9 protein-coding genes are annotated in these 10540 nt (G+C 70.7%); all 9 read left to right on the forward strand.

The window, feature by feature from the left end:
* The first annotated feature begins 51 nt into the window (after window positions 1-51).
* The 9 genes from QL987_RS06100 to tyrS all read left to right on the forward strand — a co-directional run bounded on the left by QL987_RS06100 (window position 52) and on the right by tyrS (window position 10423).
* Window positions 52-1149, forward strand: coding sequence for an NAGSA dehydrogenase family protein (locus tag QL987_RS06100; protein ID WP_290156766.1), 1098 nt, complete (start codon window positions 52-54; stop codon window positions 1147-1149).
* Window positions 1146-2402 carry a bifunctional glutamate N-acetyltransferase/amino-acid acetyltransferase ArgJ gene (argJ, locus tag QL987_RS06105; protein ID WP_290156768.1) on the forward strand — a complete coding sequence of 419 codons (1257 nt, stop codon included), beginning with the start codon at window positions 1146-1148 and terminating at the stop codon, window positions 2400-2402. Before QL987_RS06100 ends, argJ begins: the two co-directional genes overlap by 4 nt.
* A complete protein-coding gene (gene argB, locus QL987_RS06110; protein ID WP_258376626.1) occupies window positions 2402-3430 on the forward strand; it encodes an acetylglutamate kinase in 1029 nt (342 codons plus the stop codon). The genes argJ and argB overlap by 1 nt, the downstream gene beginning before the upstream one ends.
* Window positions 3427-4653 (forward strand): acetylornithine transaminase, encoded by a 1227-nt coding sequence (locus QL987_RS06115; protein ID WP_221850506.1) that lies wholly within the window; start codon window positions 3427-3429, stop codon window positions 4651-4653. The genes argB and QL987_RS06115 overlap by 4 nt, the downstream gene beginning before the upstream one ends.
* Window positions 4650-5591 (forward strand): ornithine carbamoyltransferase, encoded by a 942-nt coding sequence (argF, locus tag QL987_RS06120; RefSeq protein WP_111073729.1) that lies wholly within the window; start codon window positions 4650-4652, stop codon window positions 5589-5591. The genes QL987_RS06115 and argF overlap by 4 nt, the downstream gene beginning before the upstream one ends.
* Before the next feature lie 26 nt (window positions 5592-5617).
* Entirely contained in the window at window positions 5618-6814 is a 1197-nt protein-coding gene (locus tag QL987_RS06125; RefSeq protein ID WP_111073728.1) for an argininosuccinate synthase, read from the forward strand.
* A gap of 125 nt (window positions 6815-6939) precedes the next feature.
* Window positions 6940-8409, forward strand: coding sequence for an argininosuccinate lyase (argH, locus tag QL987_RS06130; protein ID WP_290156770.1), 1470 nt, complete (start codon window positions 6940-6942; stop codon window positions 8407-8409).
* Between the two features lie 8 nt (window positions 8410-8417).
* Window positions 8418-9077 (forward strand): DNA-3-methyladenine glycosylase, encoded by a 660-nt coding sequence (locus QL987_RS06135; RefSeq protein ID WP_356839974.1) that lies wholly within the window; start codon window positions 8418-8420, stop codon window positions 9075-9077.
* A 32-nt stretch (window positions 9078-9109) separates the two neighbouring features.
* Entirely contained in the window at window positions 9110-10423 is a 1314-nt protein-coding gene (gene tyrS / locus QL987_RS06140) for a tyrosine--tRNA ligase (RefSeq protein WP_290156774.1), read from the forward strand.
* The last annotated feature ends 117 nt before the right edge of the window (window positions 10424-10540 follow it).

Raw genomic sequence — 10540 nt, forward strand, 5'->3', positions numbered from 1 at the left:
GGTCGCCGCCTCCGACTCTCTCGACGAACAGTCCGACCAAAGGTGGAACCCATGTCCGTATCCGTCGCCGTGGCGGGAGCCAGCGGCTACGCGGGTGGCGAGTTGTTGCGCATCCTCTCCGCTCACCCCGAGTTCGACATCAGGACGGTCACGGCGTTCTCGAACGCCGGACAGCCGCTCATCGCGACGCAGCCGCACCTGCGATCGCTCGCGCACCTGACCCTGGTGGCGACGACGGCCGAGAACCTCCGCGGTCACGACGTGGTGTTCCTCGCGTTGCCGCACGGCCAGTCCGGTGCGATCACCGCCGAACTCGACGCGGACACCCTCGTGGTGGACTGCGGCGCGGACCACCGCCTGACCGACGAGAGCGCCTGGGCGACCTTCTACGGCGGCGAGTTCCACGGTGCGTGGACCTACGGTCTGCCGGAACTGCTGCACGCTCCGCCCGCGCCGGGTGCAGCGGAGGAGTGGCGTGACGTCGACGACATCGTCGAGCAGGGCCGGCAGCGGACCGAGCTCGCTGCCACGAAGCGCATCGCGGTCCCCGGCTGCAACGTCACCGCGGTCACGCTCGGCATCCAGCCCGGTGTCCAGGCGGGCCTCGTCGAGTCCGACGACATCGTCGCCGTCCTGAGCGTCGGCCCGAGCGGTGCCGGCAAGAAGCTCGAGCCGACCTACCTCGCCGCCGAGATCATGGGCTCCGCCAGCGCGTACGCCGTCGGCGGCACCCACCGGCACGTCCCGGAGATCCAGCAGAACCTCCGCGTCGCCGGTGCGTCCGACGTCCGCATCTCGTTCACCCCGGTGCTCGTGCCGATGTCGCGCGGGATCCTCGCGACGACGACGGCTCGCCTGGCTCCCGGGGTCACCGCGCACGACGTGCGCTTCGCCTGGGAGCAGGCCTACGCCGACGAGCCCTTCGTGCACCTGTTGCCCGAAGGCGTCTTCCCGCGGGTCGCCGACACGATCGGTGCCAACACCGCGTTGGTCGGCATCGCCGTCGACGAAGCAGCCGGTCGAGTCGTCGCGGTCACCGCGCTCGACAACCTCGCCAAGGGGACCGGCGGCGCAGCCGTGCAGTCCGCGAACATCGCGCTCGGCTTCCCCGAGACGCTCGGCCTCAGCGTGGACGGAGTCGCCCCGTGACCGACAGCAACCACAGCACCGACAGCACCGACAGCACCGACGGGACCGGCGCGGACGACGCGACCACGGGCCTCCCGTCCGCCCAGGATGCGCTCCAGGGCGTCACCGCCGCCGCGGGCTTCCGCGCCGCCGGCGTCACCGCCGGCCTGAAGACGAGCGGCAAGCCGGACGTGGCGCTCGTCGTCAACGACGGCCCGTCCGATGCCGTGGCCGCTGTCTTCACCTCGAACCGTGCTCAGGCGCACCCGGTGATCTGGTCCCGCCAGGTCGTCGGGGACGGGGTGGCGCGTGCCGTCATCCTCAACTCGGGAGGCGCGAACTGCTTCACGGGAGCGTTCGGCTTCCAGACGACCCACCTCACCGCCGAAGCGGTCGGCGACGCCCTCGGGGTCGGCGCCGGCGACGTGGTCGTCTGCTCCACCGGCCTGATCGGGCGGGGCGACCAGACGTTCCGCGACGGCGTCCTCCGCGGCGTGACGCTCGCGGCCGACGCCCTCGCCGACGGTGGGGGACCGGACGCCGCGACGGCCATCATGACCACCGACACCAAGCCGAAGCAGTCCGTCGTGACCGTCGACGGCTGGACGGTCGGCGGCATGGCGAAGGGTGCGGGCATGCTCGCACCGGGGCTGGCGACGATGCTCGTGGTCATCACGACCGATGCGGCGCTGACCTCGGACGAACTCGACCAGGCACTGCGCGCCGCGACCCGGGTCACCTTCGACCGTGTCGACTCGGACGGCTGCATGTCGACGAACGACACCGTCGTGCTGATGTCCTCCGGTGCGTCCGGCACGACGCCCGAGGTCGGTGACTTCCAGGAGGCCCTGACCGCCGTCTGCGCCGACCTCGCCCGCCAGCTCCAGCAGGACGCCGAGGGCGCCGCGCACGACATCGCGATCGAGGTGGTCGGTGCCGTGAGCGAGGACGACGCGGTCACGGTCGGCCGCAGTGTGGCGCGGAACAACCTCTTCAAGGCTGCCGTCTTCGGCAACGACCCCAACTGGGGCCGCGTCCTCGCAGCGATCGGGACGACCGACGCGGAGTTCGATCCGTACGCGGTCGACGTCTCGATGAACGGCATCCGGGTCTGCCACGCCGGCGCCCCCGACCAGCCGAGCGACAGCGTCGACCTCACCCCGCGGGACACCCACGTGCTCATCGACCTCGGGGTCGGACCGTACGCGGCCACGATCCTGACGAACGACCTGACGCACGACTACGTCCACGAGAACAGCGCGTACTCCAGCTGATGAGCGATCCGGACCTGTCGAAGGAAGAAGAGCACGAGCTCGCGACCGTCAAGGCCGCGACCCTCATCGAGTCCCTGCCGTGGTTGAAGCGGTTCTCGGGCAAGATCGTCGTCGTCAAGTTCGGCGGCAACGCGATGGTGAACGACGACCTCAAGCGGGCGTTCGCCGAGGACATGGTCTACCTCCGGTACGCCGGCCTGCACCCCGTCGTCGTGCACGGTGGCGGTCCGCAGATCTCGGCGGCGCTGAAGGAACAGGGCATCGAGTCCGAGTTCCGTGGCGGCTACCGCGTGACGACCACCGAGGCGATCACCGTCGTCCGCGACGTGCTGGCCGGTGAGGTGAACCGCGAGATCGTGGACCTCATCGACGAACACGGCCCCGGCCTGGGTGTCGGCGTGTTCGGCGACGGCGGGTCGCTGTTCACCGGCGAGAAGAAGGGCGTCGTCGTGGACGGCGAGCACTTCGACCTCGGCCACGTCGGCGACATCACGCACGTCGACCCGTCGGGCGTCCTCGCCGCGATCCGCGCCGACCGCATCCCGGTGGTGTCGAGCATCGCGATCGACGACGCGCACCCCGACCAGGCGCTCAACGTGAACGCCGACGCCGCTGCGGCCGCACTGGCGATCGCCCTGAACGCGTCGAAGCTGATGATGCTGACCGACGTCCCCGGGCTGTACCGCAACTGGCCCGACCGCGACTCGATCATCGACCTCATCGCGGTCGAGGAACTGCGGCAGCTGCTGCCCTCGCTCGAGTCCGGGATGATCCCGAAGATGACCGCGTGCCTGGACGCCGTGGTCGGCGGGGTCGGCGGTGCGACCATCATCGACGGTCGCATCCCGCACTCGATCCTGCTCGAGGTCTTCACCCTGCGCGGTGCGGGCACCGAGGTGATCCCGGACCCCAGCCGACGGACCGAGAACCAGAACACCCACGCCGAGATCGGCCGTCGCGCCGCCGGCGAGCACGCGACCCCGCACCAAACGACCCCGCACCACGACGAGAAGGGCACACCACGGTGAGCACCGAGACGCAGACCGAGACCTGGAACGACCGGTTCGGGGCGTCGCTCATGCGATCCCTGACCCCGCCGAAGATCATGCTCGAGCGCGGCGAGGGTTGCCGCGTCTGGGACGTGGACGGCAACGAGTACCTCGACTTCCTCGCCGGCATCGCCGTGAACTCGCTCGGCCACGCCCACCCGGCGCTGGTCGAGGCGATCAGCGACCAGGCCGCGAAGCTCGTGCACGTGTCGAACTACTTCGCCACCCCGCCGCAGCTCGAACTGGCCGAGCGCCTCAAGCGCATCTCCGGAGCCGGTGATGCGGGCCGCGTGTACTTCGGCAACTCCGGAGCCGAGGCGAACGAGGCGGCCTTCAAGCTCGCACGCCTGAACCGCGGTGCCGACGGTCGGAAGACCCGCATCCTCGCGCTGCAGCAGGCGTTCCACGGCCGCACCATGGGGGCACTCGCCCTCACCGGCAAGCCCGCCCTGCAAGAGGACTTCCTGCCGATGATCCCCGGTGTCGAGCACATCGAGACGTCGATCGAGGCCCTCGAACGGTCGATCGACGACACCGTCGCCGCACTCATCCTCGAGCCGATCAAGGGCGAGGCCGGCGTGGTCGACCTGCCCGAGGGCTTCCTGCAGGCAGCCCGGGCGCTGACTGAGCAGCACGGTGCCCTGCTGATCCTCGACGAGATCCAGACCGGCATCGGCCGGACCGGGTCGTGGTTCGCGTTCCAGAACACCGGCGTGACCCCCGACGCCATCACGGTGGCCAAGGGCATCGCCGGCGGGTTCCCGATCGGTGCCCTCGTCACCTTCGGGGCAGCGTCCGACCTGTTCTCGGCCGGCCAGCACGGCTCGACGTTCGGCGGCAACCCGCTCGGCACCCGGGTCGCGAACGCGGTCCTGGCCGAGATCGAACGGGCCGGCCTCGTCGAGAACGCCGTCGTCAAGGGTGAGCGGATCCGCGCCGGCATCACCGCACTCGGTTCCGACCTGGTGGAAGAGGTGCGTGGCAGCGGCCTACTCGTCGGCGTCGGCCTGCGTCTGCCCGTCGCAGCCGCCGTGTCAGCCGCCGCGCTCGACCGCGGCTTGATCATCAACGCCCCGAACGAATCGAGCCTGCGCATCGCGCCGCCGCTCATCGTGTCCGACGACGAGATCGACGAGTTCCTCGCGATCCTCGCCCAGAGCATGGCTGCCGTCGCGGGCGCCGACCAGGAGACCACCGCATGACCCGCCACTTCCTCCGGGACGACGACCTGACCCAGGCAGAGCAGTCCGCCATCCTCGACCTCGCCGTCGAGATGAAGCGCGACCGCTGGGGTGCGAAGCCGCTCGCCGGCCCACAGAGCGTCGCCGTGATCTTCGACAAGTCGTCGACCCGCACCCGGGTGTCCTTCCACGTCGGCATCAGCGACCTGGGTGGCAGCCCGCTCATCATCTCGACCGCCAACAGCCAGCTCGGCGGCAAGGAGACCCCGACCGACACGGCTCGTGTGCTCGAGCGCATGGTGTCGGCGATCGTCTGGCGCACCTACGGCCAGGCCGGGCTCGAGGAGATGGCGGCGAGTACCACCGTGCCCGTGGTCAACGCGCTGTCCGACGACTTCCACCCGTGCCAGCTGCTCGCCGACCTGCTGACCATCCGCGAGCATCGCGGTGCCCTGGCCGGTCAGACCATCGCCTTCGTGGGCGACGGGGCCAGCAACATGGCGCACTCGTACCTGCTCGCCTGCGCGACCGCCGGCATGCACGTCCGCGTCGGTGCTCCGGCCGAGTTCGCCCCGGCCGCCCAGGTCGTCGCCGACGCCGAGGCACGCGCTGCCGAGACCGGCGGTTCGGTGCTCGTCGTGACCGACCCGGTCGCGGCGGTCGCCGGGGCCGACGTCGTCGTCACCGACACGTGGGTCTCGATGGGCAAGGAAGAAGAGAAGCAGCAGCGTCTCGAGGTCTTCCACGGCTACCGCGTCGACGACGAGCTGCTCGCGCACGCGGCCGCCGACGCCGTGTTCATGCACTGCCTGCCGGCCGACCGCGGCTACGAGGTCACGGCCGAGGTCATCGACGGCCCGCGCAGCATCATCTGGGACGAGGCGGAGAACCGTCTGCACGCTCAGAAGGCCCTGCTCGCCTGGCTCCTCGCCGCCAACACGGCGACCGCCAGCAACTGACAACCACCCCAGCAAGGAGAACACTCATGGCAGACCGCGTCGTACTGGCCTACTCAGGTGGCCTCGACACCTCCGTCGGCATCGGCTGGCTCAAGGACGCCACCGGGAAAGAGGTCGTCGCCCTGGCGGTGGACGTCGGCCAGGGTGGCGAGGACATGGACGCCATCCGCCAGCGCGCACTCGACTGCGGCGCGGTGGAGTCCGTCGTCATCGACGCCAAGGACGAGTTCGCGGACGACTACCTCGTTCCCGCCCTCAAGGCGAACGCGCTGTACCAGAAGCGGTACCCGCTCGTGTCCGCGCTGAGCCGCCCGCTCATCGCGAAGCACCTCGCCCTGACGGCGAAGCAGCTCGGCGCGGACAGCGTCGCGCACGGCTGCACCGGCAAGGGCAACGACCAGGTCCGGTTCGAGGCCGCGGTCGCCGCGATCGCCCCCGACCTGACCAGCGTCGCGCCGGTCCGCGACCTCGCACTGACCCGCGACAAGGCGATCGTCTACGCGCAGGAGCACGACCTGCCGATCCTGCAGAGCAAGAAGTCGCCGTACTCGATCGACCAGAACGTCTGGGGTCGCGCGGTGGAGACCGGGTTCCTCGAGGACCCGTGGAACGCTCCGATCGAGGACCTCTACGCCTACACGCAGGACCCGTCGGTCGATCGTGAGGCCGACGAGGTCACGATCACGTTCGAGCAGGGTGTCCCGGTCGCGATCGACGGCCAGCGCTTCAGCGTCCTGCGCATCGTGCAGGAGCTCAACGCCCTCGCCGGCAAGCACGGCGTCGGCCGCATCGACGTCGTCGAGGACCGCCTGGTCGGCATCAAGTCGCGCGAGGTCTACGAAGCTCCGGCCGCGATGGCACTCATCGCCGCGCACGAGGAGCTCGAGAGCCTGACCCTCGAGCGTGACGTGAACCGCTACAAGCGCGGTGTCGAGTCGGAGTGGGCCGACCTGGTCTACGACGGTCTCTGGTTCGGTGGCCTCAAGCGCAGCCTCGACGCCTTCATCGACTCCACCCAGGAGTACGTGTCGGGCGACATCCGCATGCAGCTCCACGGCGGTCGCGCCACGGTGACCGGCCGTCGCTCGGAGCAGAGTCTCTACGACTTCGACCTCGCCACGTACGACACCGGCGACACGTTCGACCAGTCGCTGTCCAAGGGCTTCATCGAGCTGTGGTCGCTGCCGAGCAAGATCTCGGCCCGCCGCGACCTCGCGAACTAGCCGAAGCGCAGCCGCAGCAGCCAGCACCACCAGCACCACCACCAGCACCACCCGCCGGACGGCCCGGGGCCGCCAGCCCCGGCCCGTCCGGCACCACCCAGCCACCTCTGACGACGCAGGACGACATGACGGACGTGCCCCGGGCCTCCCGGCCGGAAGAAGCCAGCAGCAAGACCGACGCGACGAACACGGGCGCCCTCTGGGGCGGTCGTTTCGCGGACGGTCCCAGTGCCGAGCTCGCCGCGCTGTCGAAGTCGACGCACTTCGACTGGCAGCTGGCGCCGTACGACCTCGCCGGGTCCCGCGCCCACGCGCGGGCGCTGCAGACGGCCGGGTACCTGACGGCCGACGAGCTGGACCGGATGCTCGCCGGGCTGGACCGCCTCGAGGAGTCGTTCCTCGACGGCGCCCTGCAGCCCGCCGACTCCGACGAGGACGTGCACGGAGCCCTCGAGCGCCTGCTCATCGCGGACGTCGGACCGGGACTCGGCGGGAAGCTCCGCGCCGGCCGCAGCCGCAACGACCAGATCGCGACCCTCGGCCGCATGCACATGCTCGACCACGGGCGGCGGATCGGCCGGATGGTGATCGACCTCGTCGACGCGATCAGCCAGCAGGCGTCCGAGCACGAGGGCGCGATCATGCCGGGCCGGACCCACCTGCAGCACGCGCAGCCGGTCCTGCTCGCCCACCACCTGCTCGCGCACGCGTGGCCCCTCGTCCGTGACCTCGAACGGCTGCGCGACTGGGCCGGCCGCGCGAGCGTGAGCCCCTACGGTGCCGGCGCGCTGGCGGGCAGTTCCCTGGGGCTCGACCCGACGGCGATCGCCCACGAGCTCGGCTTCGCCCGGCCGGCTGACAACTCGATCGATGCGACGGCCGCGCGCGACGTCGTGGCGGAGTTCGCCTTCGTCCTGGCGCAGATCGGCATCGACATCTCGCGTCTGGCCGAGGAGATCATCCTCTGGAACACCAAGGAGTTCGGCTTCGTCCGGCTGCACGATGCCTTCTCGACCGGGTCGAGCATCATGCCGCAGAAGAAGAACCCGGACATCGCCGAACTCGCGCGCGGCAAGTCCGGCCGGCTGATCGGCAACCTCACCGGCCTCCTCGCCACCCTGAAGGGTCTGCCGCTGGCGTACAACCGCGACTTGCAGGAGGACAAGGAGCCGGTCTTCGACTCGGTCGCCCAGCTCGAGGTCCTGCTGCCCGCCTTCACCGGCATGGTCGCCACGCTGTCGTTCGACACCGCGCGGATGGCCGAACTGGCGCCGCAGGGCTTCTCGCTCGCGACCGACGTCGCCGAGTGGCTGGTCCGCCAGGGCGTCCCCTTCCGTGACGCGCACGAGGTGTCCGGTGCGCTGGTCCGGTACTGCGAAGAGCGCGGGATCGACCTCGACGACCCGACGGACGAGCAGTACGCGTCGGTCTCGCCGCACCTGACGCCGGACGTGCGCGCCGTCCTGACCATCGAGGGCAGCGTCGCCTCGCGTCGTGGCGTGGGTGGCACCGCGCCGGAGCGGGTCGCCGAGCAGCTCGCTGCCGTGACCCGGTCCGTGGCCGAGATCGCCGCGGGGACGCCCTTCGCCCGATGACCGGAGCGGTGAGCGCCCTGGAGGCCCTGCTGTCGGAGCCGGCCCCGGTCTCCGCGCCGGCGCTGCTCGGCGCGACCCTCACCGGCAAGGGCGTCACCCTCCGCATCACCGAGGTCGAGGCCTACTCCGGCTCCGTCGACCCCGGCTCGCACGGTCACCGCGGGATGACCCCGCGGAACCGGCACCTCTTCGGCCCGCCCGGCACCCTCTACGCCTACCGCTCGTACGGCATCCACACCTGCGTCAACGTGGTGAGCGGGCCCGACGGAGTCTCGTCCGGGTCCTTGCTCCGCGGAGCGCAGGTCGTCGCCGGCATCGAGACCGCCCGGCAACGGCGTGGTCCGTCCGTCGCCGACGTCGCCCTCGCGCGCGGACCGGGCAACCTCGGCGTCGCGCTCGGCGCGGTCCTCGGCGAGGACGACGGCACCTCGCTCCTCGACGGTTCCGGCCCGTACCGGCTCACCCTGGCACCCGGTCTGGAGGCCCGGCTCGCCTCCGCGACACCGGCTGCGGTCACCGAGGCCCTCCTGACCGACGGCTCGATCGCACGCGGACCACGGACCGGTGTCGGCGGGGTCGCGGGTGGCGCCTCCTTCCCGTGGCGGTTCTGGTTGCCCGGCGACCCGACGGTGTCGACGTACCGCCGCCACAAGGGTGCCGTCGACTGAAGCGTGTCTCGCTGCGCCGCTACGATGGCGGGGTGTCCAGTGATACCGCTCCCGATGTCCTGACGCGCCAGCAGAACGACCCCACCTTCGCCTCGGTGTGGGACGAACTGCGCTGGCGTGGTCTGGTGCACGTCTCGACCGACGAGACCGCACTCAAAGAGGCCCTCGACGCCGGCCCGGTCACCTACTACTGCGGGTTCGACCCGACGGCTCCGTCGCTGCACTGCGGCAACCTGCTGCAGCTGCTCACCATGCGTCGATTGCAGTTGGCGGGCCACAAGCCGCTCGCGCTCGTCGGCGGGTCGACCGGTCTGATCGGCGACCCGCGTCCGACGGCCGAGCGGACGCTGAACACCCCCGAGACCGTGGTCGAGTGGGTCGGCCGGCTGCAGGCACAGGTCTCGCGCTTCCTCAGCCCGGACGGCGAGAACGGGGTCCGTCTGGTGAACAACCTCGACTGGACCGCGCCGCTCTCCGCGATCGACTTCCTCCGGGACATCGGCAAGTACTTCCGCGTCAACTCGATGCTCAAGAAGGACGCCGTCGCCGCCCGCCTGAACTCCGACGCGGGCATCAGCTACACGGAGTTCAGCTACCAGATCCTGCAGGGGCTGGACTTCCGCGAGCTGTACCGCCAGTACGGGTGCACGCTGCAGACCGGTGGTTCGGACCAGTGGGGGAACCTGACCTCGGGAACGGAGCTGATCCGGCGCACCGAGGGTGTGGCTGCCCACGCGGTCGGCACGCCCCTCATCACGAACTCCGACGGCACGAAGTTCGGCAAGAGCGAAGGCAACGCCATCTGGCTCGACGCCACGATGACGTCGCCGTACGCCTTCTACCAGTTCTGGCTCAACACCTCGGATGCGGACGTGGTCGCGCGTCTGCGCGAGTTCACGTTCCTGTCGCGGGCCGAGATCGAGCGGCTCGAGCAGGCGGTGGCGGATGAACCGTTCCGACGGGAGGCACAGCGCACCTTGGCCGTGGAGGTCACCACCCTGGTCCACGGGGCCGACGCGACGCAGGCGACGATCGACGCGTCGGCCGCCCTGTTCGGCAACGGCGACCTCGGCGCACTGGACGACGAGACCCTGCGGTCGGCGATCGCCGAGCTGCCGGGCTCCGTCAGCATCGAGGGGACGGCGGAGCTCGCACGTGCCCTCGTCGAGACGGAGCTCGTGAAGTCCCTCGGCGAAGCCCGTCGCGCGATCACCCAGGGTGGGGTCTACGTGAACAACGAGCGAGCGGAGGACCCGGCGGCGACGGTGGCGTCCCTCGCACTGCCGGCCGGGGTGCTCGTCCTCCGCCGGGGGAAGAAGACCCTCGCCGGAGTGACGGTGTCCTGACCCTGTCCTGCTCTTCCCGAACGCCCGGTCCTCGTCGAGGGCCGGGCGTTCGTCGTCTGTTCGGTGGCGGCGCCGGCGATCGCGCCGGTGTTGCAGTGTGCGACACGCCCGGGATGT

Origin of the sequence: Curtobacterium sp. APC 4022, from assembly GCF_030407555.1 — a bacterium.
GTDB lineage: Bacteria > Actinomycetota > Actinomycetes > Actinomycetales > Microbacteriaceae > Curtobacterium.

Bases quoted from the DNA above. Each gene is read 5' to 3' on its own strand.
- QL987_RS06100 (WP_290156766.1), top strand. From the start codon at position 52: ATGTCCGTATCCGTCGCCGTGGCGGGAGCCAGCGGCTACGCGGGTGGC.
- argB (WP_258376626.1), top strand. From the start codon at position 2,402: ATGAGCGATCCGGACCTGTCGAAGGAAGAAGAGCACGAGCTCGCGACC.
- argF (WP_111073729.1), top strand. From the start codon at position 4,650: ATGACCCGCCACTTCCTCCGGGACGACGACCTGACCCAGGCAGAGCAG.
- QL987_RS06125 (WP_111073728.1), top strand. From the start codon at position 5,618: ATGGCAGACCGCGTCGTACTGGCCTACTCAGGTGGCCTCGACACCTCC.
- argH (WP_290156770.1), top strand. From the start codon at position 6,940: ATGACGGACGTGCCCCGGGCCTCCCGGCCGGAAGAAGCCAGCAGCAAG.